This window comes from Streptomyces sp. NBC_01410 (assembly GCF_045040195.1).
Classification (GTDB): Bacteria; Actinomycetota; Actinomycetes; order Streptomycetales; family Streptomycetaceae; genus Streptomyces.
Map to the genome: position 1 here is coordinate 4,849,411 of NZ_CP109530.1, position 26,358 is coordinate 4,875,768.

Consider the following 26,358-nt stretch of genomic DNA (forward strand, 5'->3'; position numbering starts at 1 on the left):
TGGAAATGAACTTCAAGAAATTCCTCGGAATTGCATTCATCGTGGCCGGTGCGATTCTCGCTGCGTTCTTCTGGGACACCGAGGTCAAGTGGTTCCAGGGAGGCCCTGTCGGGCTTCTCCTCATTCTGCTGGGAGTAATGGACCTGTGGGAGGACTATCGGTCTTCCAAGGGCAAGAAGAGCAAAAGCATCATGGACGAACTGCGGGAGGAGATCGGCGGTCTCGACCGATCCCGGAAGCGGAGCGACGATGACTGATCCGACCGAACCCGGGAAGTGGCATGGCTGACACAGTGGTCGAGTTCGACCGGAGCGCGGCGGGCAAGGAACGCGGAGCCCGCCTCCTCGTCCTCGCGACGGGCACGCTGTCCACCGCCCATCTGCCGTTCTGGCTCAACTGGCTGTCGGCCAACCGCCCGCACTACGAGGTGACCGCGGGCCTGACCGACTCGGCCCGCGACTTCGTCAGCCCGACGGCGCTGGCCGCGCTCACCAAGAGCCCGGTGACCGCCAACTCCTGGACCACACCGGCCGGTTCACTGGAGCCGGTGCACACCAGGATCGCCACCGCCTACGACGGGATCCTCGTGTACCCCGCCTCGGTGGCGTTCCTGTCCGGGCTCGCGGCGGGCTCGGGGGCGTCCCCCTTCCACCTGGCCGTGCTCGGCACCCGGGTGCCCGTCGTGATCGCCCCGTCCTTCCCGCCGGGCGTCCTCGGCAACCCGATCATCGGCGATGTCCTCGCCCGGGTCGGTGCCGTGCCCAACTACCACCTCGTCGAGCCGTGCAAGGGCAAGAGCCGCAGCGTGGACGGCGAGACCGACGTGACGGCCCCGATGTGGGACGCGATCGGAATCTACGAGGCGGCGGTCGACGCGGATGCGGATGCGGACGCCAACGCGGATGCGGACGTCGATGTCGACCACAGCGTGAGTGTCTGAGGAGGACGGCGGATGGAACACTTTCTGTACACCTTTGCCGACGCGCGCGCGTACGACGACATCGCCCGCTGGCAGGCCCACCCCGACGACCCGCGCTTCCACCGCACCCGCAAGGGCCCGGTGCGCCTCGCCGACGGCGATGACGGCGGCACGGGAACCGAAGTCGCCGACGGCTGGCAGCAGGCCCGGCACGGCATCTGGACCGTCTGCCGGCCTGGCCCCGAACCCCTGCGCGGCCAGGGCTGGAAGATCCATGTGGCCGTCACCCCGGACACGTTCCCCGGCGTGCTCGACACCGTCGCGCGGTACTGCTTCGGGAACGGCACCCCGTTCAAGTTCCTCGCCCGGCACGAGTACGCGTGGCTGGTCAACGCCAAGTACGCGCCCCGGCAGATCAGCGGCAAGGGGATCGTCCTCTACCCGGCGGACGAGCGCCGTTCGCGCGAGAGCGCCGAGGAACTGGCCGCCCTGCTGGACGGCGTACCCGGCCCACGCATCCTCTCGGACCTCCGGATCGGCGACAGCGTGGTGCATGTCCGCTACGGCGCCTACGCCAGACGCTTCTGTCGCACCCCCAAGGGCGGGATCAGTCTCGCCCTGGCGGACCCAGAGGGCCGGCTGGTCCCGGACGTACGGTCAGTGCCGTTCCGTGCCCCGGCGTTCGTCACCGTCCCCGAGGCGTTCACCGCCCCCGCGCCGGGACCGTCCGGTGACGCCGGCCCGGTGCCCCCGTACCGCGTCGACAAGACGCTGCACTTCTCCAACGCCGGCGGCGTCTACCTCACCACCCACCTGCCCACCGGACGCGAGGTCGTCCTCAAGGAGGCCCGGCCGTACGCCGGTTACGACCTGGTGGGCGCCGACGCGGTCACCCGGGCCGGGGCCGAGTACGCGGCGATGCTCCGGTTCGCCGACCTGCCGGAGATCCCCGCGGCCTACGAGCAGTTCACCTGGCAGTCCCACGTCTTCACCGCGATCGAGTACGTCCGGGGCACCACCCTCCAGGAGTGGTGCGCCGCCAACCAGCCGTACCTGCTGCGTGCGAATCCCTTCGAACCGCCGCGCCCCGAGGAGATCCGCGCCTACCGGGAGAACGTCGAGGCGATTCTCGGCCGGGTACGGGACGCGGTCGCCGTCATCTGGGAACGCGGCCACATCTTCGGCGACCTCCACCCCGGCAATGTGATGGTCACCCCCGACCTCGATGTCAGACTCCTCGACCTCGAAGCCTGCGTCCCCCAGGACGCGGACCGGCGGTTCCCCGGCGCCCCCGGATTCAATGACCCGGCCAAGACGGGACGCGCCGCCGACGAGCACGCGCTGCGCCTGCTGGAACTCTCCTGCTACCTGCCGCTGACGCATCTCGTCCCCATGGACGACACGAAACTGCGCCAGCTCCTCGACACCGCCCGGACCAGGTTCGGCCTGCCGCCGAGCTGGGCCGACCGCGTCGAACGCACCTGCGCGCGCCCCGGCTCCGTACGCCCGGCCGAGGCACTGAGCACCGCCGAGTCCACGCACCTGGACCACCACCTCGGCTTCGAGTCCTGGGCCGCGCAGCTCACGGCCGGACTGCGCGCCACGATGGACGCCGACCGTGCCGACCGGCTGTTCCCCGGGGACCACACCGGCTTCTCGATGCCCCCGGTGGCCCTGGCCACCGGTTCCGCCGGAGTGTTGTGGTCGCTGCTCGGCACCAAGGGGGTCGAGCAGGACGACCTCGTCGAGCGCATCGCCGACTGGACCTTTACCCACGGGCGCGCCGCCGCGTCCCGGCTCGAATGCGGCCTGTACGACAGTGAGCTGGGCGCCGGGTACGTGCTGTGGCGGGCCGGCCGCCCCGAGCAGGCGGTGGAACTGGTCGGCACGGCACTGGCCAAGGACCACGCCGACGCGGGCCTGAGCCTCTTCGGCGGTCTGGCCGGTGTCTATCTGGCCGTGGCCGAACTGACGGGACCCGACGGCCTGTTGACGGACCCGTCGTACGTCGGGCGCCTCGGCGCGGAACTCACGGACCGCGCCGGCCGACTGCTGACCGCCCTGCGGGCCATCGACACCCCCGACCTCGCCTCGTACGGCCTGATGCACGGCGTCGCCGGTATCGCCCTCGCCGTACACCGCCACGGCCGCGCCACCGGAGACCGGGCAGCCGTCGAACTCGCCCGTGGACTCCTGGAGTTCGAGTTCGCCGGGTACATCCGCTGCACGGACGGCTCGATGCAGTTCAACGAGGCCGGCCGGCGCACCCTCGGCTACCTCGAAGTGGGCTCCTGCGGCAGCGCGTTGGTGCTGGCGGAGCTCGCACGGTACGAGGCCTGGAATCCGGCCGGGATCTCGGTGCCCGACCTGATCCGGGCGACGGGACCCGAGCTCATGGTCCAGAGCGGCCTGTTCAGAGGGCGCGCTGGCTTCATGGCCGCACTGACCACACTCTCCCGCGCGGGTTACGAGAGACAGGCCGACCCCCTTGTCGAGCGTCATGCACGACAGCTCGGCCTGCACGAAGTCCGTCTGGGCGAAGGCGAGTTGCACTATCCGGGCGCGGGCAACTTTAAGCTCTCCGGCGACCTGCGGACCGGTAGCGCGGGCGTCCTCACCGGCGTGGCCCACGCCACCGGACGCCGGGACACCTGGCTGCCCGGGGTCGGATGACTCCCGCTTCCCTCCCCTCTCCCTTGTTCTCCTGTGAAAGGCCCCCGTGGACGTTCTCGGGCAGATCCTGCCCCTCGCCCTGCTCGACACGGTGAGTGTGTCGACCCTGGCGATCCCGGTCTGGTTCCTGCTGACCCCGCGCGGCCTGCGCATCGGCAACGTCTACGGGTATCTGTTGATCGTCGGCGCCGGATACCTGGCCTTGGGACTCCTGCTGCTGGGCGGCCTCTCGGCGGTCAGGGAGCCGTTGGGCGACGCCGTCGCCTCGCCGGCCGGCGACACCGTGGTCGCGGTGGCCGGCGGGGCGCTCCTGCTCCTCGGGCTCTACTACGGCTTCGTCAAACGCGACAGGGACGACAGGGGAGAGGAGGGCAACCAGGGCCGGCTGACCCGGTGGCGGGAGGCGGCGGTCGGCTCGAAGGCCACCGCACGCGGCGTCGTGACCGTGGCGCTCGTCGCCGTGGCCCTCGAAATCACCACGATGTTCCCCTACTTGGCCGCCATCGACATCCTCGACCGCAGCCGGCAGCCATGGGTGGAACAGGCCGCTCTGCTGGCCCTGTACTGCCTGGTGATGATCGGCCCGGCGGTACTGGCCGCCCTCGCCCAGCAGATCGCGGGCCGCGCCCTGCACCCCGCCCTGAACCGGATCGACCGTTGGATCCGGCGCAACGCGCGGGAGAACACGGCCTGGCTCTTCGGCGTCGTCGGCTTCCTCATGCTCTCCACGACGAAGCTGTACGAGCACGGCATGAACCGCCTGACAGGGGAGTGAGCGCGGTGGACGGCGCCGGGCCGGCCGCCGAGTCCGTGGCCGAGTCCGTCGGCGAACCCGCGGCCGGGCGGCGCGCCCTACGGCCGCTCGGCGGAGTGCTGACGGCTATGGCCGTCTCACTGTCCGGTACGGCGGTCTCGGCCGTTGCCCTGCCCTGGTTCGTGCTCGCCACCACGGGCAGCGCCGCCCGGACCGGACTGGTCGCCTTCTGCGAGATGACCCCCTACGTCGTGGTCAAACTGTTCAGCGGACCTCTGGTCGACCGGACCGGCCCGCGCACCGTCTCCTGGACCACCGACCTGGTCAGCGCGCTCGCCGCAGCCGCCGTACCGCTGCTGCACGCCCTGGATCTGCTCTCCTTCCCGGTACTGCTCGTCCTGGTCGCGCTGATCGGCGCGGCCCGGGGCCCGGGCGACCTGGCCAAGGAGGTGATGGTCCCGGAGGCCGCCGAGCGCGGCCGGGTCCCGCTGGAACGGGCGGCCGGGCTGTCCGGCGTGATCGAGCGGCTCGCTGCCACTGTGGGCCCGGCCGCCGGGGGTTTCCTGGTGGCGCTGCTCGGCCCCCTGACGAGTCTGGCCGTCAACGCGGCCTGCTTCGTTCTCGGCTCGCTGATCATCGCCGTAACACTGCCTCGCGATATGGGGTACGCGGCCGAGGCCGCCCAATCACCGGACGGGGAAGGCCGGCTGGAGCCAGGAGCGGAGGGTGCGCCGGACGAGCTGGAGGAGAGGGGCGAGGCGGGCTACTGGCGGCGGTTCGGGGAGAGTCTCGCCTTTCTGCGCGGCGAGCCGCTGCTGCTCACCATCGTGGTCATGGTCGGGGTCACCAACCTGCTGGACGCCGGTTTCTCCACCGTGCTCATCCCCGTCTGGGCCAGACAGTCCGGCAACGGGCCCGCGGCGATCGGGCTGCTGGGCGGGGTGACGGGAGCGGCGGCGGTCGGCGGGAGCCTGGTCGCCGCCGTGTACGCGCACCGGCTGCGCCGCCGGGCGGTGTTCTTTGCCGGGTTCCTGCTGGCCGGGGCGCCGCGCTTCATGGTCCTGGCGGCTGACGCGCCGATGGGCGTGGCGCTCGCCGTGTTCGCGGTGAGTGGGTTCGGCGCGGGATTCCTCAACCCGGTCCTGGGCGCAGTCCTCTACGAACGGATTCCGCGCCGGCTGCTGGGCCGGGTCAACGCCGTGGGCGACTCGGTGGCCCGGTCCGGCGTCCCCCTGGGCGGACTGCTCGTGGGGGCTGCGGTGACGTCAGCCGGACTCGTACCGGTGCTGTTGGCCGCCGGAGCTGCGTACTTCCTCACCACGAGCCTCGCCGGGCTGCGCCGGGAGTGGCGCGAGCTGGACCGGCCCGGCAGGGGCGTCGGACGGGAACCCGACCGGCCGGCGCGTCAGGGTCGTTGACCAACCCCGAGTGCACCAGCAGAGTGCGCGCACGTTCCTGAGAGCGCTGTCAGTACACGGAGGAGACCCATGACCGGCAGTCCCGGCACGCCCGACAGGCAAGGGACTCCCGGCCCCGCGCTTGGCCGTCGTTCGCTCATCGGTATCGCCGGGTTCGGTGCCGCGGCGCTCATCGTGGCCGGACCGAGAGCAGCCCAGGCCGCCAACTCCCCGGCCTTCGCCGGGACTTCGGCCCAACGCCGCGCCCACGCCTTCCTCGTCGCCACCATGGACGCCTACCCCGACCACGGCGAGGTGGTGACCGCCCGCCGGACGGCGAGGTCCGTGCCCAACAAGAGGGCGGGCGATCCGCCCCCGGCGTCGGGGACCATGATGCGCAGGGCGCCATGGCGTTCCACCGTGGTGTCGACAAGGTCGATGACCTGTTGCTCGTCGCGCACATCGCAGGCGTGATGGGTGGCGCCGGGCGGCTGTTGAGCGACCTTGCGTCCGGCCGGTGCCGGCGGGTCAGGGCCACGGCTTGTTCGCCGTCGGCGGCCTCGCCCACGACCTCGATGTCGGGCGCGCTGCGCAGAATCAGAACGAGTCCGGAGCGACGGCGGACCGGTCCTCGGCGACGATGACACGGATGGTCACGGTGTTCCTTCCGCAGGGGTGGAGAGAACGGGCTGGTCGATGGGGAGTGAGGCGCAGACCTGCCAGCATCTGCCGTCAGCGGTGACCTGGGGGCCGGCCTGGAACGAGCCGTGCAGCAAGGCCACGCGTTCCCGCATCCCGATCAGGCCCGCACCGGATCCAGGGACCTCCGGTTGCTCCGAGTGGTCGGCGAAGGGGCTGCTCACCTGCACGGTGAGCACGTCGTCCTGCTGGGCGAGGTGAACGATGACCGGCCCCGGGGCGGCGTGCTTGAGCGCGTTGGTCAGAGACTCCTGGGTGATCCGGTACGCGGCGAAGTCGACGGGCGAGGGCAGTTCCGGACCAGGTGGCCGGGTGTCGTCCACGGTGACGTCCAGGCCGTTCGCGCGGGCGCGCGCGGCCAGCGCGCCCAGGCCGTCCAGGGTCGGCACCGGCGCCGGATCTGCTTCGCTGCCGCGGTCCCGGAGCAGTCCGATGAGGCGACGCATCTCCGACAGGCCCTCGACACCGTTCTCCCGGATGACCGCGAGTGCGTTCTTGGCGTTCCCCGGGTCGTCCAGCGAGAGCGCGGCGGTGGAGTGGAGGGCGATCGCGGTAAGCCGGTTGGCGACCAGGTCGTGCAGTTCACGGGCCATCCGGGTGCGCTCGGCGGTGATCGCCTGCGCCCGGTCCATCTCGGCCAGCCGGATGCTCTGCCTGGCCTGCGACCTGGCGGACTCGGCAGCATCCCGGTGGTCGCGGACGAGGGCTCCCGTGGCCGCCGGGACGAGGGTGACCAGGCCGATGACCACGCCGATGAACACTGCCTCGGAGGTGCCGTACCAGGGGATGAAGCCCATGGCTGCGGTGACAGTGACCAGCCCGGCGATGACCGGAATCCGGTCGGCGGCAGAGCGGCTGCCGTAGAGGACGGCGGCGTACACCAGGTCGGTGAACATCAACACCGTTGCCAGGCTGCCCGAGGTGAACTGGTCCCCTACCAGGGCGAGAAAGCCCAGCAGCAGGGCGGTCTGTGGCCTGAGGCGCCGTAGCACCTCAAGCCCGGCGGTCACGATCAGCGGCAGCAGTACCCACGCCCCGCCCAGCGGCCGATCGGCCTGCGTGTGCTGTCCGAGCAACCACATCAGAAGGCCACCGGCCAGGCCGGCAAAGGCGATTGACAGATCGTGACGATGCGGTTGTGAACAAGAGGTGGCCATTCCACCATCCAACCAACGGGTGCTCAAGGGCCGCCTCCTCCTCGCAGCGGACCAGGACGTACATCGAAGGATGCAGGCGAAGGTCGTGATCGCCGACGACGTACCGAACCTGCGCGGACGCCATGATGACGAGGTGAGCGGAAGGACCTCGACGTGATTGTCACCCTGATCATCATCTGCGAGGTCAGCTTCTGGGTGCTGCTGGCCGCTGGGCTCGCCGCCCGTTATCTGCCGGCTCCGATGTAGGCGCGGTCGGCGAGGATCGGGACGCCCTGGCGTTCGCAGATCCGGAGGATCCGGTGGGTGCGTGCTGCGGTCAGGTCGTGCGCGCGGCCGGGCAGTGCAGGTGAGATCCACAGCAGTCGGCCGTCCGGATCGGTCACCACCTGCACGTTCACCCCGTAGCGGCGGTGTTTGGCGGAGTAGTCGGCCCGGCCGTCGCCGGTCCGGTCGCACTCGGCGAGGGTGCCGTCGAGCAGGACGCAGTCGGATCGGTTTCGCGCAGCACCTTGAGCAGGCCCGGTGCACGCTCTGCGAGCAGGCCGATCACCGCGGTCGTGCAGGCGTGGGCGGTGCCCCCAGCACCCCAGAGCACGAGCAGGAACGAGACATCACGAACGCTCACGTTCTCGTAATGCGTAGGTCTCGGGTTCGAATCCCGAAGGCGGCTCCATGGACCCCAGCTCAGAGTAGCTCTGAGCTGGGGTTTTGCGTTCAGCGAACATGGCGGCGGCCACGGCCACTGACGGGATCGATCCGCGTGTGCCGGTCCGCGCCCAAGAACCTTGGCTTCGTTTATCGCTCCGCCCGGGCGTGCGCGGGACCCAGCAGGGACCAGCTTCGGTCGTCGCCCCAGATCGAGGATGCGTCCACATACGGTCGCAGCAGCACCGTGAGCTCCGCGTCGCCCCGGCCGTTGAGTTCGTCCGAGGCTATCTTCCGCGCCACTCCGGCCAGGAAATCCGCGAGCTGAACGCGTGGGTCCGAGCGGGAATCGACGAGCCGCACGCTGGTCAATCGGCCCTGTGGTGAACGGAGATGCTCCTTGAGCCATGCGATGCGCTCTTCTGTCAGCGCGTTCTGCTGGTCGTGGACAAGGGAGACGGACTGTCCGCCCGCACTCCAGTGGGCGACCGTCTGGACGATGGCCGGAATGAGGGGGTCCAATGACGGAATCTTCGTCGGGTTTTCGAGCGTCCGCGCCCAGAAAGAGTCGGCGCGGGGCCGGGCCTGTTGAAGCAATTCCATGATGTCGCCGACTCCGTTGCCCGCGACTGCCGGGCGCAGGGCGTCGAGCAGGTGGAAGAAGGAGTCGACCGGGGTTCGCGCGTCCCAGCGGTTCTTGGTGCGCATCAGGTTGTTGGACGACTCCAGGAAGACTTGCCACTGTTGTTGCCCCAAGGTGCGGGGGCCCTCGCGGTAGAGGGTGAGGGCCATGTCGCCCGGGGTCCGGCCGCGGGCTTCGCCCACGAGGAGGTCGACGACTCTGCCGACGACGAAGAACGCCTTGTCGGTGAGATGCACATGGGCGTTCTGGTGGATCGGGCCGGAAGGCCCCAGCAGCCACTCAAGGGTCGAGCGGTGTTTCCCCCGGAGCAGATGATTCGCCTTGTATTCCTCCGCCGGTGAGCGGATTCTCCTGCGTATTTCCTGGATGGAATCCGCCGCCGGTTCAAGGGGTAGATGCACGCTGGCGTGGGCGAACACATCAGTGTTTCCGCCGGTGAGATTCTCGCCGTCGGATCCGGACTCGTCGCAGAAGACTTCCACCCTTACCAGTGTTGGCGATCCTGGTGGCATGCACCATGGGTTTTTCCGTACCTCCGCTCGGGGGCAGGTTCCGTGTGTCCGCAGGCCACATTCCCCTGACCCGTCGTGTCATGGCAGTGCACGCACGACCTGAGCACCGCGAAACCGAGCACCAGGAGCACGTCATGAACGAAGGCATCAAGACGATCATCTACCCCGTCAAGGACATCGAGCAGGCCAAGGCCCGCTTCACCGAGCTTCTGGGGGTGGACCCGATCATGGACGAGGTCTACTACGTCGGCTACCGCGTCGGCGGCCAGGATGTCGGTCTGGACCCCAATGGCCACAGCCTGGGGATGACGGGTCCCGTCGCCTACTGGCACGTCGACGACATCAAGGCCAGGATCCAGGCGCTCGTCGGCGCCGGTGCGGAGACCGTGCAGGACGTCAAGGACGTCGGCGGCGGCAAGCTGAACGCCATCCTGAAGGACGCGGACGGCAGTGTCATCGGTCTTATCCAGGAGGCCTGACGGCACGTGGCCGTCAGCCGCGGAAACGGTGGCCCGGTCCGTACGCCCCCCGTGCCGACCGGGCCGCCGCAGCCCGGCGCGCCCGGCAGCTCGGTCCGTCGCCCGTCAGCCGCTCAGGACCTCCAGGTCCAGCCGGCCCAGGCCCCCGGGGTCGGCCACGATGTCGATCGCGACGATCCTGCCGTCGGCGGCGATCGTGAAGCCAAAGACGACGCGCGGCTGTCCGCCCGGGGCCCACACCAGCCCCGCCGCGCCGTTGATCAGCGCCGGCTGCGCGGCCTGCGCGCGGCCCGCGAAGGTGTGGGCCACCGCCTGGGCACCGCGTGCCGCGCCCGCACCCGACCGGACGGCCGCGCTGTCCGCGCGCAGAACGACATCCGGGTCGAGCAAGGTCAGCAGCGCGTCGAAATCGCCGCCGCGCGAGGCGGCGAGGAAGGCATCGACGACTTGGCGCTGGCGGGTGACGTCGGTTTCGGGGGCGGTTTCCGCGCCCTGGACCCGGCGGCGGGCGCGGCTGGCGAGCTGGCGGGTGGCCGCCGGGGTGCGATCCACGATGCGGGCGATCTCGTCGAAGGGCACGGCGAACATGTCGTGCAGGACGAAGGCGAGCCGTTCGGCAGGCGCCAGGGTGTCGAGTACGACGAGGAGCGCCAGGCCGACCGAGTCGGCGAGCAGCGCCTGGTGCTCGGGGTCGGCGATGTCCTCGCGGTCGGCGGCCGGTTCCGGCCGGTGCGCGTCCCAGGGGTCCTCGCGCCGGGTCTCGCGCGAGCGCAGCATAGTGAGGCACATGCGTGCGACGACCGTGGTGAGCCAGCCGCCCAGGTTCTCGATCGCGTCGGCTTCGGAGCGGCTGAGCCGCAGCCAGGCTTCCTGGACGGCGTCGTCTGCCTCGCCGGACGAGCCGAGCATCCGGTAGGCCACCGCGCGCAGTCGGGCACGGTGCTCCTCGAAGCGTTCTGCCAGAAAGTCGTTCTCGTCCATGGGACACATTCCTTCGCCGCCGCGTGTCACAGGAGTGACCCGTGAAACCGAGCCGATGTGACAACTATCAGCCAGGAATCAAGCCTCACGTGGGAGGAAGCATGAACGACAGCCGGTACGTCCTGCGGCCGATCGGCCGGGTCGAGTCCCCGCTGACCGACCGCGAGTCTGCTCCCAAGCAGGGGGACGAGGGTGCGCCCGAAGCCTGGCTGGTGTTCGAGCCGGGCGTGAGCGAGGGGCTGCGCGATCTGCGGGCCGGGGAGGAGGTGATAGTGCTGACCTGGCTCGATCGCGCGAGCCGGGAGGTCCTGGCGGTGCATCCGCGCGGTGATGTGACCAGGCCGCTGACGGGGGTGTTCTCGACCCGTTCGCCGGACCGGCCCAACCCGATCGGGCTGCACCGGGTGACCATTGTGGCGATCGAAGGGACGAGCGACGGGACGAAAGACGGCACGAGAGTGCGCGTACGGAATCTTGAGGCGCTGGACGGGACACCGGTACTCGACGTGAAACCCGTGCTCGACCCGGGAGCCGAGCGCTGAGCGAACCGCCTGTCCGTCACAGCCGCAGCAGAGCCCCGGCGGCCGGCAGGGGAGTTGCGGGAGCTGCTGGGGAGCCGGTCCGTGTTCGTGTGAAACATTCCGCCGGTGCCATCGCGTCAGAGAGGTGAAGGCAGGCACGAGAACGGAGAGACATGAGACGGTCCCGCACGGAGGACTTCCGGGAGTTCGCGGCTGGTCGCACCGGCCACCTCTTCCGCTCTGCCTGTCTCCTGACGAGTGGTGACACCCATCTCGCCGAGGACCTTGTGCAGGAGACGCTGGGCCGGATGTATGCGCTGTGGGGTCGCGTCTCGCGGATAGACAACCCGGCGGGCTATGCCCAGGCCGTTCTCGTACGCACCTTCCTCACTCATCAGCGGCGGCGATCCGCCACGGAACGCCCCCTCGGCGCAGTCCCCGACAGCGCTCTGCAATCCGGTGACGACCCGGCGCTGCGCCTCGCACTGCTCCATGCGCTCGGGCAGCTCGCTCCCAAGGACCGTGCCGTGGTGGTGCTGCGGTACTGGGAGGACCGCAGTGTCGAGGAGACCGCCGATGCCATGAAGGTCAGCTCTGCTGCCGTTCGCACCAGATCGACGCGTGCGCTCGCGAAGGTCCGGGAGCAACTGGGCGGAAATCTCGCCGAGTTCGCCGCCCATTAAGGCTCCCTTTTCCCCTATTGACCCAGAAGTGGTGGTTCATCATGCCCTTTGAAGACGAACTGGGCGATGCGCTGCGCCGTACCGGAGAGGCCTTCCGGCCGGCGGGTGGCAGGGCACTGGTGGAAGGCGGCCTGGCCCGCGGCCGCCGCAGGCTCGCCCGCCGCCGTGTCTCCGCCGTGGGCGGCGTTTCTCTGGCCGTGGCCTTGGTGGCGTCGAGCGCGCTGTACCTGGGTGGCGCATTCCGAGGTGACACCGCGGACGGTGCGACCGACCCGGTTCCGCCGGCCGGCTCGGGGCATTTCAAGGTCACCGCCGAGCAGATGAAGAACATCTTGCAGAACGGCATGGAACGCGCGGGGATCGCCATCGCCCGCCCGAAACTGCAGGGCAGCGGCAGTTCCAGCCAGGCCAAGGCAGCGACAGCGTCCATCGTCTTCGAGGACGGCTGGGCCGGTGCGACCGTGACGCTCTCGGTCCGCCGCGTGGACCCGGCGGACAAGTCGCTCGCGAAGCTGGTCACGTGCCCGCCCAAGAAGGGCTCGCCGTACGAGGAGTGCACCACACAGCCGGGCAACCGGGCCGTGAAGGGGTACACGGAGGCGGGCCGTGCCGGAGGCATCAAGAAGTGGGCGGTCACGATGCTCTCGTCCAGCGGGTACCTCATCGAGCTGGCCACCAACAACGTGAAGGCCGGGAACCAGGAGGCGCCGTTGAGCCGCAACCCGCGGATGAACCCGGGCAAGTTGCGCCATCTCGCGCTGTTCGTGGAAGGCTCGTTCACCACAGCCGGTGAACCGAACGCGTTCGGTTCTGTAAAGCCCGGTTCCAGGGCCGAACCGGGTGACATGCTGCCCATCCTCAAGTCCCTGCTGCCCAAGCGCCTCGAGGTGTACTCCGAGGGCGGCACCGGCGCTGACGGGCACGTGGTGGTGGTCGACGGGAAAACCGGGGACCGCACCTACATCGAGGCGCTACGGATGGCCGCCGAGGAGGCCGTCTGGACCGAGACGCGTCCGGACGGCATGAAGGTGGCCGCCGTGAAGAAGCCCGGCGCGTATCCGGGCGTCCAGCACTGGCAGGTCGACACCTTCCGGCCGAGCGGTCTGTCGATCCAGGTCTCCGCCTACAACTCCCCAACCCCCAAGTCGCTCAAGAGTGGCAAGGAACTCCTGATCACGATGGAAGAGCTGAAAGCCATTGCCGCGGACCCCGTGTGGATCACGGCTCGGTGATTCTCCCGGACGCGGTCACTTCGCGTCGGCATAACACTCCACCACCGCCGTCGTGAACGGAAACCGCACCGGCGTCCGACCGAAGGCGATCCGCCCGGCCAGCTCCCCGGCCTCGCGGATCGCCTTCGCGACCTCGGCCGCCTCATCGGCCGGGCAGTGCACGATCACCTCGTCGTGCTGGAAGAAGACCAGCTCGGCGCGCATGCCCGCGGTGGCCTGCCGCAGTGCCGCCAGCATCAGCAGGGCCCAGTCCGCCGCGCTGCCCTGCACCACGAAGTTACGCGTGAAACGGCCCCGCGCCCGGGCGTTGGAGGAGGCGTAGCCAGGGGTGAACTCCGTGTCCGTGGAGGGGAGTTCCTCGCTCTCCTGGGGGATTCCCGCCTCGTCGTCGTCCCCCGAACCCGCCGCCCGCGGACTCGTGCGCCCCAGCCAGGTGCGCACCAGCCGCCCCTCCTCGCCCGCCCGCGCCGCCTCGTCGACGTACGACACGGCGAGCGGGAACCTGCGCCTGAGCATGGCCAGGTTCTTCAGGCCGTCGCCCGAGGTCTGGCCGTAGATCGCGCCGAGCAGCGCGACCTTCGCGTGGTCGCGGTCGCCGGAGAAGGCGCGGTCGGACAGCGCGGAGTACAGATCGCCGTCATGGCCCGCGACGTCCATCAGGCCCGGGTCGCGGGAGATCGCGGCCAGCACCCGCGGTTCCATCTGGTCGGCGTCCGCGACCACCAGGCGCCAGCCCTCGTCCGCGACGACCGCGCGCCGGATCACCTTCGGGATCTGGAGTGCCCCGCCGCCATTGGTCGTCCAGCGGCCCGAGACCGTGCCGCCGGGCAGATACTCGGGTCGGAAGCGGCCGTCGCGGACCCAGTCCTGGAGCCAGCCCCAGCCGTGGGCGGTCCAGATGCGGTACAGCTTCTTGTACTGGATCAGGGGCTCGACCGCCGGGTGGTCGATCTCCTCCAGCTCCCAGCGCCGGGTCGACTTCACCTTGATCCCGGCCTGCGCGAAAGCCTTCACCACATCCGTGGGCAGATCCGGGCGCACCCGGCGACCGAAGGCCGCCGACACCTCGTCCGCCAGCTCCGCCAGTCGGCGCGGCTCGCCCCCGCCTGCGTACCGCTCGCCCAGCAGCTCGTGCAGCACGTCCCGGTGGACGTCCGTGCGCCACGGCAGCCCGGCGCGGTTCATCTCCGCGGCCACCAGCAGGCCCGCCGATTCGGCGGCCGTGAGCAGCCGCATCCTCCCCGGGTGCTCGGCGGCCTCGTGTCTTCGCTGCTGGTCGGCGTACACCTCGAGGAGCGCTTCCAGCGGTACGGGCACGGGCTGCGGCTCGAAGAGCGAGGACTGCGAGCCCGGTTCGGCAGCGCGCTGCGGGGGATCGGGCGGCACGGGGGCGTTGTGCAGCCGGGCCCAGGCAGCCGCAGCCGACCGGGGCTCGCCGAGCCGTCCTTCGTGGCCGAGCAGCAGGAGCTCCGCGTCCTCGATGTCGTAACACCGCTCGACGCGCACTCCGGCCGCCAGCAGCCGGGGGTAGATCTCGGGGGTGGAGCGCCAGACCCATCTGCCGACGTCCGGGCGGGAGCGGACGGCCTCGGTCAGCTCGGGTTCCTCCTGGACGGGCCCGGCGGGCAGGCCGTCGGGGCCGAGGGGGACGAGCCGCGCCCCGTCGCCCTCCGCCGCAGCCAGAGCCCATCGTTCGCTCATGGGAGCGAGTGTCGCAGCCGGGTCTGACACCGGCCCTGATCGGCGTGCCGCTCCCCGGCGTGTGGACGCCGGCCGTGCGCGGGGAAAGCTGGTGATCATTCCCTCACGGCGATCTAGGATCGGTCAGGTTTGTTCGGAACTGACCCAGGGGTGGGGAATCGTGGTGCGAGTTCTTCTGCGCGGTGTGGGTGCGGGGCTGGCCCCGGCGGCGCTCGCGACGGTGGTGCTGACCGGCTGTTCGTCGGAGGGGGAATCTGACCGGCCTCAGCCCGGGGCGAGCGCGAAGGGCGCTGCGAAGGGGGACGGCAAGGGGGACGCGGCCGAGGCCGCCGCGAAGGGCGGCACGGTCGGGGGTGCCGGTTCGCCCTGCGCCCTGCCCGTCTCGTTCGACCTGGCGGCCGACTGGAAGCCGAAGGCCGTCAAGGAGGACAAGCAGTTCGGGCTGACCAAGCAGGGTCCGGTCACCCTCGTCTGCGAGATCGACGCCAAGCCCGCCGGGAACATCGGCTTCCTGCGTGTCTGGACCGGGGGCAAGGCAGGCGACGATGCGCGCAAGGCCCTGGAGGCCTTCGTCGCCGAGGAGGCCAAGAGCCGGGACAAGGTCGCGTTTGCCCAGATCAAGGCGGGCGAGTACGCGGCCACCGAGGTGACCTACCTCAATACCAACGAGTTCCTGGACGCGCCCAAGAAGGAGCGGGCGTTCGCCGTCACGACCCCCAAGGGCGTGGTTGTCGTGCATCTCGGTGGACTGGACAACGAGGAGCACGAGGGGATGCTCCCGGCGTACGAGCTGGCGAAGAAGAGCCTCCACGGCGCTTAGGGGCTGTCCGGCGCGGCGAGGCGGGGCCCGCCGGAGGTGCCCGATCGCGCCACCGCTGTCAGGCTCGTTGTATGCGAATGGCACTGGCACAGACCGACTGTGTACTGGGCGAAGTGGACGCGAATCTCGAAACGGCCCGGGAGCAGATCGAGCAGGCGGCCGCCCAGAACGCGGATCTCGTCGTCTTCCCCGAGCTGAGCCTGCACGGCTATCACCTGGGCGCGCTGCGGCGGGACACCTCGGTGCAGGCACGCGATCCGCGGCTGCTCAAGCTGGGGACGTACGGCCCCGACGTGATGGCCGGGTTCCACGAGCACACCTCTCTGCGGGCGTACAACACTTGCGCGTACTACAGCGGCGGTGAACTCCTGCACACGCACCGGAAGTTGTATCTGCCCAACTATCTGGCGTGGGAGGAGCGCAAGCACGTCAGCCCGGGCCAGTTGGTGCGCGCGTACGACCTGCCGGAGGGTGCCGGTCGCGCGGCCACGCTCATCTGCAACGACGCCTGGCAGCCGGTGCTGCCGTGGCTCGCCGTGCAGGACGGGGCGGAGGTGGTGATCGTGCCGGCGAACAGCGCGGCCAGCCTCGATCCGGAGGCGATGGACACGGGCCTGTACTGGGACAGCCTGCTGACCTATACGGCGCGGATGCTCCAGTGCTGGGTCGTCTTCGTGAACCGGGTGGGGAGCGAGAACGGCGCCTCGTTCTGGGGCGGTTCACGGGTGGTCGACCCGCGTGGGTCGGTGGTGGCCCAGGCGCCCAAGTGGGAGCCCGGGCTCGTGACCGTGGACATCGACCTCCACGAGGCGCGGCGGCAGCGGCGGGCGGTGCCGCTGGTGGCGGAGGCGCGGCTGGGGCTGATCGACCGCGAGGTGCGGCGGCTGATCGACGAGGGCGGGGACAGCTAGGTCTGCCTGGGGCCGCCGCATGGTCGTACGTCCCTCTCCGCCGTGCGGCGGAGAGGGATGCTCCCGGACGCCGATGTCACCGGCGCACCCCCGGCCCGAGCATGAACGCATGCTGACGATGAGCGCTCTGCCGAATGTGCCGCGCTGGGCCGTGCTCGCGGCCCACGCCGTACCGCTGGTCACCCTGCCGTCCGGGCTGTGGCGGATCGCCGTGGTGGCGGGGGTGCCGTTGCTCCCCCAGGCCGTCCAAGACTGGGGAGAGGGGCTGTACATCGTCATGCTCAGCGTGGTCGCGGAGTGCCTCGCGCTGCTGACCCTCGGGCTCGTCCGCCCGTGGGGCGAGGTGGTGCCCCGCTGGATTCCGCTGATCGGCGGGCGGGGGGTGCGGCCGGGCGCCGCGGTCGTTCCGGCGCTGCTGGGCGCGGCCGGTCTGACCGTGCTCTGCGCCTGGTCGTTCTACGCCCAGTTCGCCGGTCTGGGCGACGGACTGGACGGCAGTGCCCTCCAGGACGCGGTGCTGGTGGTCTGCTATGTCCCGCTGCTCGCCTGGCCTCCGCTGCTGGTGGCGGTGACGCTCGCGTACCGCGGGCGCCGCACGACGGCCTGAGGCCGACCCCTGAGGGCAGCCCCGGCGCCCATGGGATCATCGGAGGCGTGAGCACGGTCGGCACGGTCGAGAAGGCGCTTGCCGTGGCGTTGTATGCCGACGGCCACGAAGGGCTCGACACCGGCGCCTCGCTGCTCGCCGCCGATCCGGCCGCCGACGCCGAACTGAGGCTGCGCGGCGAGGAGTTCCTGCGCAGGGCCTGGGAGCGCGGCTGGCAGCCCGCCGATGTCGTACGGCTTGTACGGCGCGACCTCGACGACGAGCACGAGCGGCTGGCCGCCGGGCTGATCACGGGGGAGAGCGGGCGGTACGCGCACCTCGCCCCGCGCTGGCGGGCCCAGCTCGACGAGCTGAAGCAGCCCCCGTACACCGCCGACCGTTTCTCGTACGCGACCGCCGTACTGGAGCTGTACCGCCTGCTGATCCGGCTCCCCGCGATCGAACCGGTCGGCCCGATACCCGGCGCGCCCCTCTCCGCCGAGCCCGCGCCCCACGAGCCGCGCATGCTCGGCCGGATCCGGGCGCTGCTCGCCAAGGCGGAGGCGACCGGCTATCCGCAGGAGGCGGAGGCGCTCACCGCGAAGGCCCAGGAGCTGATGGCGCGGCACAGTCTGGACGAGGCGATGCTCGCCGCGCAGACCCATCGCCCCGATGTGCCGGCCGCCTGCCGCATCGGCGTGGACGCCCCCTACGAAACGGCCAAGGCGATCCTGCTGGACGCGGTCGCATCGGCGAACCGTTGCCGCGCCGTATGGAACAGCGCCTTCGGATTCTCGACGGTCGTCGGCTTCGACGGCGACCTGGAGGCGGTCGAGCTGCTCTACACATCGCTGCTCGTCCAGGGGACGACGTCGATGACCCGCGCGGAGGCGACCCAGCGCGCGGGCGGCCGCAAGCGGACGAAGACCTTCCGGCAGTCTTTCCTGATGTCGTACGCCGCGCGCCTCGGCGAACGCCTCACGGCGGCGACGGCCGCGGTGACGGCCGACGAGGGAAGCGACCTGCTGCCGGTCCTGGCCGCGCGGGACGTGGCGGTCACGGACCGCACGGAGCGGATGTTTCCCGAGACGACGACCACGCGGGTGCGCGGAGCGAGTGACGAGGCGGGCTGGGTCCACGGCAGAGCGGCGGCGGACACAGCGCATCTGGCGCGGGAGCGCCACAAGCTCGGCGGTGAACAGTCCCGCTCGGGCGCAGGGGACGCGTAGGTCGACCGGCGTGCGACGGCGGGCCCCTGCCCCGCCCCACGGCAGGGCAGGGGCCGTGCGTCAGCGCTCCTGGACGAACGCCCTGCCCTCGCGGGCATCGGCGGAACAGGACTGCTTCTCCGCGTCGGTCATCTTGCGGCTCTTGACGACCACCGCGTTGCTCTTGCCGTCCGTGCCGTTCGCGGCAGGACCGGTGACGGTGTCATCCCAGAACCAGTAGTAGTGACCCCACTTGGGGCTGTCGTAGTGGGTCTGCCAGGTGCCGGAGACCTTCTGCATCACCTGGGCGCGGGAGATCCAGCCCACTTCACCGGGCTTGACCGTCATGCCCAGCGAGCTGCTCTCCGAGTGCGTGCTCGTCCAGGTGTGGCTGTAGGTCGCCGTCACACTCAGGTCGATGATGCCCGCGATCTTGCCGCCCGCGGTGACCGAGACGCCGACCGAGTCGGTCGAGCCCACGGTGTCGCTCCAGGTCATGGACTGAGTGGCGTCCGACGTACTGCAGTTGTAGAGCGAGTCGGAGACCTGGCGGAACTCACCCAGGTACGCCTCGCCCAGCTGGGGGGAGTTGAACGTGCACTTGCCCTCGCCGGAGGCGCAGTCCGCCGTCAGCTCCGGCCGTGTCGGCTGCTCGTCGGCGGATGCGGGCAGGGCGGTCGCCGCCGCGATTCCGCAGGCCGCCACGGTCAGGGCCAGTAGTCGGCCGCCGTGCCGTATGGCGCGGTTCATCGTCATGTTGGTGCCTTTCGGTCGTGCATGGGGGGCCGGTGAACCGGACGTCTGCGCACGGGAGTTGAGGCTCCCGCATGTGTCCGAACTCACCGCCTGTGCATGCGAGGCTGTCCCAACAGCCCCCGCAGCCACACCAAGAGAAGGCAAAGTTGTAGTTGACGGTGCAATCGCCGCCGGGCCGGACCACGTTGACACGACGACGGGCCGCGAACCCGTGAAGGTCCGCGGCCCGCGGCTGACCTCGTACGTCAGGACGTCGGAGGCGCTAAGGAGCCGGAATGCCGGTCGGCAGCCCCGTCGGCAGTCCCTTGGGCAGCTTGCCCGGCTCGGTCTTGGTGAGCGTGTCCTTCGCGCCCGCGTCCCACGAGACCACCAGCTTCGTACCGTCGTTGGACTCGATGGAGCCCATCGTGCGGTCGGTGTTCCCGTCCGCGCACTTCAGCGACAGCATCGGCTTGCCGTGGTCCGTCACCTCGCCCGTGCAGACATGACCGTCGGCGACGACCGCCGCGGTCTTGCCCGAGACGGACAGCGCGATCGGCTTGCCGTCGGTCACACCGGACCAGGCGCCGTCGATGCTCCCACTCGCCGACCCTCCGTCGCCGCCCGCTTCCGCGGGTGTGGCAGAGGCCTTGCCCTTGCCCGCGTCGTCACTGTCGCTGCTGCCACAGCCGGTCAGCGCGAGCGCGGCGACAAGGCCCGCCGCGGCGACTGACATCCGTACGCGCTTGTGCACTTATCGGTCCCCCTAGTCGGATTCAAGACCGCGCCAAGCTACCAGGAGGACTTGCGAACTCCCGGGAGGAACCCGGCGTGTGCCTGCTCACGCACCCGGACGCGCGACAGGCCGAACTTCCGCAGATGGCCGCGCGGCCGGCCGTCCACGCTGTCCCGGTTGCGCACGCGCGTGGCGCTCGCGTCGCGCGGCTGACGTCGCAACTCGTCCTGCGCGGCACGCCGTTCGGCCTCGCTGCTGCCCGGACGGCGGATGATTTCCTTCAACTCCGCCCGGCGCGCCGCGAATTGCTCCACGACCGCCTTGCGCCGCTCATTGCGGGCGATCTTGCTCTTCTTCGCCATCAGACCTTCACCCCGCGGGCACGGATACGGGCCACCGCGGCCTCGATCCCGATCGTGTCGACGGTCTTGATCGCGCGGGCGCTGAGCGTGAGCCGGACATGGCGGCCCTCGCTCGGGAGCCAGTAGCGCTTGCGCTGGATGTTGGGGTCGAAGCGGCGGGACGTGCGCCGGTGCGAGTGGGAGATGTTGTTGCCGAAGCCCGGCTGGGCGCCGGTCAGCTGGCAGTGCGCGGACACGGGTGATTCACCTCTCGTTGGCTGGTGCCATTTGGAAATGGAAACCATTTCCATTTATCTTAACCCCATGGCCCGCAACGAACTCCGCCCGATCATCAAGCTGCGCTCCACGGCAGGCACCGGCTTCACCTACGTGACCCGCAAGAACCGCCGCAACGACCCCGACCGCATGACGCTGCGCAAGTACGACCCGATCGCCCGCCGCCACGTCGACTTCCGCGAAGAGCGCTGACCCGCCGAGGAGCAAGCCCATGAAGCCCGGAATCCACCCGGCGTACGGCCCCGTCGTCTTCCGCGACAAGGCGGCCGGCTTCGCCTTCCTCACCCGATCGACCGCCACCGGCGAGAAGACGGTCGAGTGGGAGGACGGCAACATCTACCCCGTCATCGACGTCGAGATCTCCTCGGCGAGCCACCCCTTCTACACGGGCACCGCGCGTGTACTCGACACGGCCGGCCGCGTGGAGCGCTTCGAGAAGCGTTACGGGGGCCGGAAGTGAGACTCCCCGTCGCGCTCGTCTGCGGCCTGCACTCCGAGGCCCGCAAGGCCGTCGTCGAGCGGCTGCTGGCCACCGTGCCGGGCAGCGTCGTGCTGCACCACGACCTGTCGACCGCCGTGCAGGGCACGGTCGTTCGCACCGTCCGCGACGCGCTCGGCGTGCAGAGCACCGGAGAGACGCCGCTGGTCAACGACTGCGCCTGCTGTGCGCTGCGCGAGGACCTGGTGCCCGAGCTGGAACGGCTCGCGGACGGCGGCACGACCCGGCTCGCGATCGTCGAGCTCTGGGACTCGGTCGAGCCCAAGGCCATGGCCGAGGTCGTCGCCGCGCACGGAGGCGGGCGCCTCGCCGTCACCGCGGTGATGACCGCCGTCGACCCGGCGCTGCTGCTGCCGTGCCTCGGCAACGGCGACGACCTGATCGACGCGGGGCTCGCGGCCGCCGCCGGTGACCAGCGCACGATCGCCGACACCTGGGCGCGCCAGCTGGAGTACGCGCCCGTGCTCGCCGTCGTCGACAGCGAGGAGGCCGACGACGAGGACCGGGCGCTGCTCGCCCAGCTGCATCCGACCGCCCGCCAAGTGACTCTGTCGGGGCTGGAGCTGGCGCGCGCGGCGCTGGCGGGCTTCGACGTCGAGGCGGCCGCCGCCGCCCAGCACCCCGCCTGTGCGCTGCTGCCTCAGGACGCGGACGACTGCGGTGTGGCCACGTACGTCTGGCACCGCCGCCGCCCCTTCCACCCCGAGCGCCTCTACCAGGCGCTGGAGGACCTGACCTGCGCGGCCGCCCGCAGCCGCGGCCGCTTCTGGCTCGCCGACCGGCCGGACACCCTGCTGGCCTGGGACGCGGCCGGCGGCGCGCTGTGTGTGGAGAGCGCGGGCCCCTGGCTCGCCTCGCTTCCTGACGCCGCCTGGGAGATGGTCCCGCCGGTGCGCCGGGCCGCTGCCGCGCTGGACTGGCACCCCGAACACGGGGACTGCTGCCAGCATCTCGTCTTCACCTCGCCCGGCCTGGACCGTGACGGCCTGGAACAGCTCCTCGAATCCTGCCTGTTGACCGATGCCGAATACGCCGCGGGCCGCGAGGCCTGGAAGCGGCTGCCGCCCGCCTTCGACTCCCTCCTGGAGGTCTGATGCCCCGCAGTTCCGAGCCGCGCAAGCCGCTGAAGTCCCGTCCCAATCCGCTGGACCAGGCGAAGATCACGTACATCGACTACAAGGACACCGACCTGCTGCGGAAATTCATCTCGGACCGCGGCAAGATCCGCAGCCGCCGGGTGACGCGGGTGAGCGCCCAGCAGCAGCGGCAGCTGGCCCTGGCGATCAAGAACGCGCGTGAGATGGCGCTGCTGCCGTACGCCTCCGGCAAGTAGGCGCCACGGCCCGCAGCCGTTCCAGCCGATTGCCGACCACTTCGACGTGCGCCGCCCGAGCCTCCCGGAACACCCCACGGTGCTCCGGGAGGCCGGTCTGGTTTGCCCCGCCGGAGCTGTAATCGCAGGGCCACCCGGCGTGCACGTGCATCTGCTCGTGCTGCCGCCCATGCATCGGCATATGAACACAGCTATGATCCGGGATAGCTGACACCTGCACCTTGCACCCCGGGAGCGACTTGTGCCCAATGTGTACAACGGCATGGCGGCGACGGAGCTGCACGGTGTCGTCTGGCAGAAGAGCAGGCACAGCAACTCCCAGGGCTCGTGCGTGGAGTTCGCCAAGCTGCCCGGCGGGGACGTGGCGATGCGCAACTCACGGCACCCGGACGGCCCCGCACTCGTATACACGCCAGCGGAGATAGAAGCGTTGCTTCTGGGCGTCAAGGACGGGGAGTTCGACCACCTCGTCTAGGTCCTGTCCGGTCGATCAGGCCGGATCAGGGAGCGGGGTCTGGCGTGGTGCATCGCAAGGCGGAGGATGGAGCCCACGCGGAGCGTCGGCGACTGACGACAACGCAGCGAGGTGCCGTGCCAGGGCACGCGAGCCCGGCAAGATCGGCCGGACAGGACCTAGGCGTGCTCAGGCGAGCCGGAACAGCGCCCAGACCACCTTGCCGTGCAGGGACCCGGCGAGCGGGTGCCAGCCCCAGCTGTCGCTGAAGGAGTCCACAAGAAAAAGGCCCCGGCCGGATTCGGCCGCGCCACTGGGATCCGGGAAGGGAGCGTCGTCGCTCTCCCCGGCCGTCCCGGGGCTGTCATGGCTGGGGTCGCGCACGGCGCACACCAGCCGGGTCGTCCAGCGCATCAAGTGCAGCCGTACGGGAGGTTCCTGGGTCTCCCGAAGCGTTTCCGTGGGCAGCGCGTGCCGCAGTGCGTTGGTGACGAGTTCGGAGACAACCAGCGCGACATCGTCGAAACGGTCGCTCAGTTCCCACTGGCGAAGCGTCGTCCGGGTGAACTGCCGTGCTCCGCGCACCGCTTCGAAGCGGGCGGGCAGGGCGCACGAGGCCGAGCTGGAGACCGCAGCGGGATCAATTGGAGGAAGCCCCTGCCGTAACGGCGCGAGCATGGTCGATCCATTCATCCCCATGCGAGGCACTCCCGGGAATCGCGGCTGTGACGCTACAACACGAACGAGCACGCAGGTGCGCGAGGTCCATGGTTCCGAATGCGTAGGGCAGATGCAAGGGCAGATGCACGTGCACGCGCCGGACCTGTCCGACCCCGTGCCGGTTCTTGCTCATTTCTTCCACCAATCTCTTTCCAGCCCTTCCCAAGGCCGTCTCATTTCCGTAATCGAATGAGTACGGGCTGAAGCGTTTTGGTGGCAGAATCCCGGGTCTCGGGGTTCGGGGGTGCTCCGGCAAGTCGGACAAGCGAGTTGAGTCGAGGCGGACCATGAGTCGATGGGGAGGGTTGGGGTCGTGACCGCAGGCGAGTCGAGCGGTTCGGTGGTACGGCGCATCCTGTTGGGCTCGCAGCTGAGGCGGCTGCGCGAATCACGCGGCATCACCCGGGAGGCTGCCGGGTACTCGATCCGGGCATCCGAATCCAAGATCAGCCGCATGGAGTTGGGACGGGTGAGCTTCAAGGCCAGGGACGTAGAGGATCTGCTGACGCTCTACGGAGTCTCCGACGACGCGGAGCGCGAGTCCCTCCTCGGTCTCGCCAAGGAGGCCAATGTCGCCGGCTGGTGGCACAGCTTCGGCGATGTACTGCCGGGCTGGTTCCAGACGTACGTCGGTCTGGAGGGCGCCGCCTCGCTCATCCGTATCTATGAAGTGCAGTTCGTGCACGGCCTGCTGCAGACCGAGTCGTACGCCCATGCCGTCGTCTCCCGCGGCATCCCCGACGCCCCCACGGCCGAGATCGACCGCCGCGTCGCGCTCCGCCTCGAACGCCAGAAGGTTCTGGTCTCCGAGCGCGCCCCTCGCTTCCATGCCGTCCTCGACGAGGCCGCGCTGCGCCGGCCCTACGGCGACCGCTCGGTGATGCAGGGCCAGTTGAGGCATCTCATCGAGATCTCCGAGCAGTCGAACATCACGCTCCAGGTGATGCCCTTCAGCTTCGGCGGGCACGCGGGCGAGAGCGGCTCGTTCACGATGCTGCGCTTCCCCGAGTCCGACCTCTCCGACATCGTCTATCTGGAGCAGCTGACCAGCGCCCTGTATCTCGACAAGCGCGAGGAAGTGGCCCAGTACGAACGGGTGATGAGGCGTCTGCACGAGGACAGCCCGGATCCGTCCGAGACCCGGGATCTTCTTCGGGGTCTTCTTCAACTCATCTGAAACACAAGTACGATGACGCCACATCAGGCATCTGCTTCTGCAGTCTTCTGCGGTAAGGAATCGGATCACATGTCCTTCTTCACCGAGCTGGCCCAGCAGTACATCGATGGCGAGTGGAGGCCGGGAAGCGGCTCCTGGGACATCATCGACTTCAACCCGTACGACGGGGAGAAGCTGGCCTCGATCCCCGTTGCCACTGCCGCCGAGGTGGACCAGGCATACCGCGCCGCCGAGCGTGCGCAGGAGGCCTGGGCCGCGACCAATCCGTACGCCCGCCGCCTTGTCTTCGAGCGCGCCCTGCGCATCATCGAGGACCGCGAGCAGGAGATCACCGAGACGATCATCGCGGAGCTCGGCGGCACGCATCTGAAGGCGGCCTTCGAACTCCACCTCGCCAAGGAGTTCCTGCGCGAGGCGGTGCAGCTCTCGCTGCGGCCCGAGGGACGGATCCTGCCCTCGCCGGTCGACGGCAAGGAGAACCGCGTCTACCGGCTGCCGGTGGGCGTCGTGGGTGTCATCAGCCCCTTCAACTTCCCGTTCCTGCTGTCCATCAAGTCGGTGGCCCCGGCGCTGGCGCTGGGCAACGCCGTCGTCCTCAAGCCGCACCAGAACACCCCGATCTGCGGCGGGTCCCTGGTCGCCAAGGTCTTCGAGGACGCGGGCCTGCCCGCCGGGCTGCTCAATGTCGTCATCACCGACATAGCGGAGATCGGCGACGCGCTGCTGGAGCACCCGGTGCCGAAGGCGATCTCCTTCACCGGCTCCGACAAGGTGGGGCGGCATGTCGCCACGGTCTGCGCGGCCAACTTCAAGCGCGCGATCCTCGAACTGGGCGGCAACAGCGCGCTGATCGTGCTGGAGGACGCGGACATCGACTACGCGGTGGACGCGGCGGTCTTCAGCCGTTACGTGCACCAGGGCCAGGTCTGCATGGCCGCCAACCGTGTACTGGTGGACCGGACGGTGGAGAAGGAGTTCACCGAGAAGTTCGTCGCCAAGGTCAAGAGCCTCAAGGTCGGCGACCCCAAGGACCCTGCCACCCACATCGGCCCGCTCATCAACTCCACGCAGGCGGACGCGGTCACGGCGCTCGTCGACCAGACCGTGGAGGCCGGCGCGACGGCGCTGCTGCACGGCAGCTCCGAGGGCAATCTGGTGCGCCCGTCGGTGCTGACCGGGCTCGAAGCCGACTCGCCCGTCCTGCAGCAGGAGATCTTCGGCCCGGTGGCCCTGATCGTGCCCTTCGACGGGGAGGACGAGGCGGTCAGGATCGCCAACGACACTCCGTACGGCCTGAGCGGCGCGGTGCACACCGCTGACATCGAGCGCGGTGTACGGATCGCCCAGCGCATCAACACCGGGATGATCCACATCAACGACAGCACGGTCCACGACGAGCCGATCGTGCCCTTCGGCGGCGAGAAGCACTCGGGCAGCGGGCGGCTGAACGGCGAGTCGATGATCGAGGCGTTCACCACCCAGAAGTGGATCTCGGTGCAGCACGGACGCTCGCAGTTCCCGTTCTGATTTCCGGGGCGCAGCCCC

The 26,358-nt window shown here is 69.9% G+C and carries 31 protein-coding genes and 2 pseudogenes; 22 read left to right on the top strand and 11 right to left on the bottom strand.

Going from position 1 to position 26,358, the window contains the following annotated elements; all coding sequences use genetic code 11:
- The first annotated feature begins 5 nt into the window (after positions 1 to 5).
- From OG741_RS22270 to OG741_RS22295, 6 genes are all read left to right on the top strand, one after another.
- The gene (locus OG741_RS22270; RefSeq protein ID WP_252309967.1) at positions 6 to 257 is read left to right on the top strand and encodes a hypothetical protein; all 252 of its coding nucleotides are present in this window, start codon (positions 6 to 8) and stop codon (positions 255 to 257) included.
- A gap of 23 nt (positions 258 to 280) precedes the next feature.
- Positions 281 to 940 carry a flavoprotein gene (locus OG741_RS22275; RefSeq protein ID WP_405600523.1) on the top strand — a complete coding sequence of 220 codons (660 nt, stop codon included), beginning with the start codon at positions 281 to 283 and terminating at the stop codon, positions 938 to 940.
- A 12-nt stretch (positions 941 to 952) separates the two neighbouring features.
- The gene (lanKC, locus tag OG741_RS22280; protein ID WP_405600525.1) at positions 953 to 3,592 is read left to right on the top strand and encodes a class III lanthionine synthetase LanKC; all 2,640 of its coding nucleotides are present in this window, start codon (positions 953 to 955) and stop codon (positions 3,590 to 3,592) included.
- Between the two features lie 46 nt (positions 3,593 to 3,638).
- The gene (locus tag OG741_RS22285; RefSeq protein WP_405600527.1) at positions 3,639 to 4,367 is read left to right on the top strand and encodes a GAP family protein; all 729 of its coding nucleotides are present in this window, start codon (positions 3,639 to 3,641) and stop codon (positions 4,365 to 4,367) included.
- A gap of 35 nt (positions 4,368 to 4,402) precedes the next feature.
- Positions 4,403 to 5,764, top strand: coding sequence for an MFS transporter (locus OG741_RS22290; RefSeq protein ID WP_405605709.1), 1,362 nt, complete (start codon positions 4,403 to 4,405; stop codon positions 5,762 to 5,764).
- A gap of 69 nt (positions 5,765 to 5,833) precedes the next feature.
- A complete protein-coding gene (locus OG741_RS22295; protein ID WP_405606004.1) occupies positions 5,834 to 6,217 on the top strand; it encodes a hypothetical protein in 384 nt (127 codons plus the stop codon).
- Positions 6,218 to 6,251: 34 nt separating this feature from the next.
- On the opposite strand, the pseudogene OG741_RS22300 reads toward OG741_RS22295, so the two are convergent.
- Positions 6,252 to 6,400: pseudogene (locus tag OG741_RS22300) on the bottom strand (response regulator transcription factor); the annotation flags it as partial.
- Complete coding sequence (locus OG741_RS22305; protein ID WP_405600529.1) at positions 6,397 to 7,599, bottom strand: sensor histidine kinase; 1,203 nt, start codon at positions 7,597 to 7,599, stop codon at positions 6,397 to 6,399. The gene OG741_RS22305 and the pseudogene OG741_RS22300, both read right to left, overlap by 4 nt.
- Between OG741_RS22305 and OG741_RS22310 the strand changes: the two genes are divergently transcribed.
- Entirely contained in the window at positions 7,592 to 7,756 is a 165-nt protein-coding gene (locus OG741_RS22310; protein WP_405600532.1) for a hypothetical protein, read from the top strand. The genes OG741_RS22305 and OG741_RS22310 overlap by 8 nt on opposite strands.
- A gap of 73 nt (positions 7,757 to 7,829) precedes the next feature.
- On the opposite strand, the pseudogene OG741_RS22315 reads toward OG741_RS22310, so the two are convergent.
- Together OG741_RS22315 and OG741_RS22320 are read right to left on the bottom strand one after the other, a co-directional pair.
- A pseudogene (locus tag OG741_RS22315) lies at positions 7,830 to 8,173 on the bottom strand (transposase family protein); the annotation flags it as partial.
- A 221-nt stretch (positions 8,174 to 8,394) separates the two neighbouring features.
- Complete coding sequence (locus tag OG741_RS22320) at positions 8,395 to 9,369, bottom strand: DUF3800 domain-containing protein (protein ID WP_405600534.1); 975 nt, start codon at positions 9,367 to 9,369, stop codon at positions 8,395 to 8,397.
- Positions 9,370 to 9,533: 164 nt separating this feature from the next.
- Between OG741_RS22320 and OG741_RS22325 the strand changes: the two genes are divergently transcribed.
- Entirely contained in the window at positions 9,534 to 9,878 is a 345-nt protein-coding gene (locus OG741_RS22325; RefSeq protein WP_405600536.1) for a VOC family protein, read from the top strand.
- Positions 9,879 to 9,983: 105 nt separating this feature from the next.
- Here the strand turns inward: OG741_RS22325 and OG741_RS22330 are convergent, their stop codons facing one another.
- Positions 9,984 to 10,859, bottom strand: a complete 876-nt coding sequence (locus tag OG741_RS22330; RefSeq protein ID WP_405600538.1) for a sigma-70 family RNA polymerase sigma factor — start codon at positions 10,857 to 10,859, stop codon at positions 9,984 to 9,986.
- A gap of 101 nt (positions 10,860 to 10,960) precedes the next feature.
- On the opposite strand from OG741_RS22330, the gene tsaA reads away from it, so the two are divergent.
- The 3 genes from tsaA (at position 10,961) to OG741_RS22345 (ending at position 13,295) form a co-directional block, all read left to right on the top strand.
- Complete coding sequence (gene tsaA, locus OG741_RS22335) at positions 10,961 to 11,401, top strand: tRNA (N6-threonylcarbamoyladenosine(37)-N6)-methyltransferase TrmO (RefSeq protein WP_405600541.1); 441 nt, start codon at positions 10,961 to 10,963, stop codon at positions 11,399 to 11,401.
- A 152-nt stretch (positions 11,402 to 11,553) separates the two neighbouring features.
- The gene (locus OG741_RS22340) at positions 11,554 to 12,063 is read left to right on the top strand and encodes a SigE family RNA polymerase sigma factor (protein WP_405600544.1); all 510 of its coding nucleotides are present in this window, start codon (positions 11,554 to 11,556) and stop codon (positions 12,061 to 12,063) included.
- A gap of 41 nt (positions 12,064 to 12,104) precedes the next feature.
- Complete coding sequence (locus OG741_RS22345; protein ID WP_405600545.1) at positions 12,105 to 13,295, top strand: hypothetical protein; 1,191 nt, start codon at positions 12,105 to 12,107, stop codon at positions 13,293 to 13,295.
- Positions 13,296 to 13,310: 15 nt separating this feature from the next.
- On the opposite strand, the gene OG741_RS22350 is transcribed toward OG741_RS22345, so the two are convergent.
- Complete coding sequence (locus OG741_RS22350) at positions 13,311 to 14,996, bottom strand: bifunctional 3'-5' exonuclease/DNA polymerase (protein WP_405600548.1); 1,686 nt, start codon at positions 14,994 to 14,996, stop codon at positions 13,311 to 13,313.
- A gap of 160 nt (positions 14,997 to 15,156) precedes the next feature.
- Here OG741_RS22350 and OG741_RS22355 point away from each other — a divergent pair, with 160 nt between their 5' ends.
- The 4 genes from OG741_RS22355 (at position 15,157) to OG741_RS22370 (ending at position 18,542) form a co-directional block, all read left to right on the top strand.
- Positions 15,157 to 15,816 (top strand): lipoprotein, encoded by a 660-nt coding sequence (locus OG741_RS22355; protein WP_405600550.1) that lies wholly within the window; start codon positions 15,157 to 15,159, stop codon positions 15,814 to 15,816.
- A 71-nt stretch (positions 15,817 to 15,887) separates the two neighbouring features.
- The gene (locus tag OG741_RS22360) at positions 15,888 to 16,727 is read left to right on the top strand and encodes a nitrilase-related carbon-nitrogen hydrolase (RefSeq protein WP_266479773.1); all 840 of its coding nucleotides are present in this window, start codon (positions 15,888 to 15,890) and stop codon (positions 16,725 to 16,727) included.
- Positions 16,728 to 16,836: 109 nt separating this feature from the next.
- Entirely contained in the window at positions 16,837 to 17,334 is a 498-nt protein-coding gene (locus OG741_RS22365; RefSeq protein WP_405600552.1) for a hypothetical protein, read from the top strand.
- A gap of 47 nt (positions 17,335 to 17,381) precedes the next feature.
- Positions 17,382 to 18,542: a DUF2786 domain-containing protein gene (locus tag OG741_RS22370; RefSeq protein ID WP_405600555.1), complete on the top strand. Its 1,161-nt coding sequence runs from the start codon at positions 17,382 to 17,384 to the stop codon at positions 18,540 to 18,542.
- A gap of 60 nt (positions 18,543 to 18,602) precedes the next feature.
- Here OG741_RS22370 and OG741_RS22375 read toward each other — a convergent pair whose 3' ends face one another.
- From OG741_RS22375 to rpmB, 4 genes are all read right to left on the bottom strand, one after another.
- Positions 18,603 to 19,277, bottom strand: coding sequence for a hypothetical protein (locus tag OG741_RS22375; RefSeq protein WP_405600556.1), 675 nt, complete (start codon positions 19,275 to 19,277; stop codon positions 18,603 to 18,605).
- A gap of 262 nt (positions 19,278 to 19,539) precedes the next feature.
- Entirely contained in the window at positions 19,540 to 20,010 is a 471-nt protein-coding gene (locus OG741_RS22380) for a hypothetical protein (protein WP_405600558.1), read from the bottom strand.
- A 38-nt stretch (positions 20,011 to 20,048) separates the two neighbouring features.
- The gene (gene rpsN / locus OG741_RS22385) at positions 20,049 to 20,354 is read right to left on the bottom strand and encodes a 30S ribosomal protein S14 (RefSeq protein ID WP_405600561.1); all 306 of its coding nucleotides are present in this window, start codon (positions 20,352 to 20,354) and stop codon (positions 20,049 to 20,051) included.
- A complete protein-coding gene (gene rpmB / locus OG741_RS22390; RefSeq protein ID WP_324987944.1) occupies positions 20,354 to 20,590 on the bottom strand; it encodes a 50S ribosomal protein L28 in 237 nt (78 codons plus the stop codon). The genes rpsN and rpmB overlap by 1 nt, the downstream gene beginning before the upstream one ends.
- 67 nt (positions 20,591 to 20,657) lie before the next feature.
- Between rpmB and rpmG the strand changes: the two genes are divergently transcribed.
- The 5 genes from rpmG (at position 20,658) to OG741_RS22415 (ending at position 22,937) form a co-directional block, all read left to right on the top strand.
- The gene (gene rpmG / locus OG741_RS22395) at positions 20,658 to 20,822 is read left to right on the top strand and encodes a 50S ribosomal protein L33 (RefSeq protein ID WP_266479761.1); all 165 of its coding nucleotides are present in this window, start codon (positions 20,658 to 20,660) and stop codon (positions 20,820 to 20,822) included.
- Between the two features lie 19 nt (positions 20,823 to 20,841).
- Positions 20,842 to 21,090, top strand: a complete 249-nt coding sequence (locus OG741_RS22400) for a type B 50S ribosomal protein L31 (protein ID WP_405600564.1) — start codon at positions 20,842 to 20,844, stop codon at positions 21,088 to 21,090.
- Positions 21,087 to 22,223 carry a CobW family GTP-binding protein gene (locus OG741_RS22405; protein WP_405600566.1) on the top strand — a complete coding sequence of 379 codons (1,137 nt, stop codon included), beginning with the start codon at positions 21,087 to 21,089 and terminating at the stop codon, positions 22,221 to 22,223. Before OG741_RS22400 ends, OG741_RS22405 begins: the two co-directional genes overlap by 4 nt.
- Positions 22,223 to 22,462, top strand: a complete 240-nt coding sequence (rpsR, locus tag OG741_RS22410) for a 30S ribosomal protein S18 (RefSeq protein ID WP_405600568.1) — start codon at positions 22,223 to 22,225, stop codon at positions 22,460 to 22,462. The genes OG741_RS22405 and rpsR overlap by 1 nt, the downstream gene beginning before the upstream one ends.
- 241 nt (positions 22,463 to 22,703) lie before the next feature.
- Entirely contained in the window at positions 22,704 to 22,937 is a 234-nt protein-coding gene (locus OG741_RS22415; protein WP_142214438.1) for a DUF397 domain-containing protein, read from the top strand.
- A 168-nt stretch (positions 22,938 to 23,105) separates the two neighbouring features.
- Here OG741_RS22415 and OG741_RS22420 read toward each other — a convergent pair whose 3' ends face one another.
- Complete coding sequence (locus OG741_RS22420; protein WP_405600570.1) at positions 23,106 to 23,615, bottom strand: ATP-binding protein; 510 nt, start codon at positions 23,613 to 23,615, stop codon at positions 23,106 to 23,108.
- Between the two features lie 334 nt (positions 23,616 to 23,949).
- Here OG741_RS22420 and OG741_RS22425 point away from each other — a divergent pair, with 334 nt between their 5' ends.
- Both OG741_RS22425 and OG741_RS22430 read left to right on the top strand, forming a co-directional pair.
- The gene (locus tag OG741_RS22425; protein ID WP_405600572.1) at positions 23,950 to 24,813 is read left to right on the top strand and encodes a helix-turn-helix domain-containing protein; all 864 of its coding nucleotides are present in this window, start codon (positions 23,950 to 23,952) and stop codon (positions 24,811 to 24,813) included.
- Between the two features lie 69 nt (positions 24,814 to 24,882).
- The gene (locus tag OG741_RS22430; protein ID WP_405600575.1) at positions 24,883 to 26,340 is read left to right on the top strand and encodes an aldehyde dehydrogenase family protein; all 1,458 of its coding nucleotides are present in this window, start codon (positions 24,883 to 24,885) and stop codon (positions 26,338 to 26,340) included.
- Positions 26,341 to 26,358 lie beyond the last annotated feature (18 nt).

What these genes read in the sequence shown, in the direction of transcription:
- OG741_RS22270 (WP_252309967.1), top strand. Translation starts at nt 6, where the DNA reads ATGAACTTCAAGAAATTCCTCGGAATTGCATTCATCGTGGCCGGTGCG.
- OG741_RS22275 (WP_405600523.1), top strand. Translation starts at nt 281, where the DNA reads ATGGCTGACACAGTGGTCGAGTTCGACCGGAGCGCGGCGGGCAAGGAA.
- lanKC (WP_405600525.1), top strand. Translation starts at nt 953, where the DNA reads ATGGAACACTTTCTGTACACCTTTGCCGACGCGCGCGCGTACGACGAC.
- OG741_RS22295 (WP_405606004.1), top strand. Translation starts at nt 5,834, where the DNA reads ATGACCGGCAGTCCCGGCACGCCCGACAGGCAAGGGACTCCCGGCCCC.
- OG741_RS22305 (WP_405600529.1), bottom strand. Translation starts at nt 7,599, where the DNA reads ATGGCCACCTCTTGTTCACAACCGCATCGTCACGATCTGTCAATCGCC.
- OG741_RS22325 (WP_405600536.1), top strand. Translation starts at nt 9,534, where the DNA reads ATGAACGAAGGCATCAAGACGATCATCTACCCCGTCAAGGACATCGAG.
- OG741_RS22330 (WP_405600538.1), bottom strand. Translation starts at nt 10,859, where the DNA reads ATGGACGAGAACGACTTTCTGGCAGAACGCTTCGAGGAGCACCGTGCC.
- tsaA (WP_405600541.1), top strand. Translation starts at nt 10,961, where the DNA reads ATGAACGACAGCCGGTACGTCCTGCGGCCGATCGGCCGGGTCGAGTCC.
- OG741_RS22340 (WP_405600544.1), top strand. Translation starts at nt 11,554, where the DNA reads ATGAGACGGTCCCGCACGGAGGACTTCCGGGAGTTCGCGGCTGGTCGC.
- OG741_RS22345 (WP_405600545.1), top strand. Translation starts at nt 12,105, where the DNA reads ATGCCCTTTGAAGACGAACTGGGCGATGCGCTGCGCCGTACCGGAGAG.
- OG741_RS22350 (WP_405600548.1), bottom strand. Translation starts at nt 14,996, where the DNA reads ATGAGCGAACGATGGGCTCTGGCTGCGGCGGAGGGCGACGGGGCGCGG.
- OG741_RS22360 (WP_266479773.1), top strand. Translation starts at nt 15,888, where the DNA reads ATGCGAATGGCACTGGCACAGACCGACTGTGTACTGGGCGAAGTGGAC.
- OG741_RS22365 (WP_405600552.1), top strand. Translation starts at nt 16,837, where the DNA reads ATGCTGACGATGAGCGCTCTGCCGAATGTGCCGCGCTGGGCCGTGCTC.
- OG741_RS22375 (WP_405600556.1), bottom strand. Translation starts at nt 19,277, where the DNA reads ATGACGATGAACCGCGCCATACGGCACGGCGGCCGACTACTGGCCCTG.
- rpsN (WP_405600561.1), bottom strand. Translation starts at nt 20,354, where the DNA reads ATGGCGAAGAAGAGCAAGATCGCCCGCAATGAGCGGCGCAAGGCGGTC.
- rpmG (WP_266479761.1), top strand. Translation starts at nt 20,658, where the DNA reads ATGGCCCGCAACGAACTCCGCCCGATCATCAAGCTGCGCTCCACGGCA.
- OG741_RS22400 (WP_405600564.1), top strand. Translation starts at nt 20,842, where the DNA reads ATGAAGCCCGGAATCCACCCGGCGTACGGCCCCGTCGTCTTCCGCGAC.
- rpsR (WP_405600568.1), top strand. Translation starts at nt 22,223, where the DNA reads ATGCCCCGCAGTTCCGAGCCGCGCAAGCCGCTGAAGTCCCGTCCCAAT.
- OG741_RS22420 (WP_405600570.1), bottom strand. Translation starts at nt 23,615, where the DNA reads ATGGGGATGAATGGATCGACCATGCTCGCGCCGTTACGGCAGGGGCTT.
- OG741_RS22430 (WP_405600575.1), top strand. Translation starts at nt 24,883, where the DNA reads ATGTCCTTCTTCACCGAGCTGGCCCAGCAGTACATCGATGGCGAGTGG.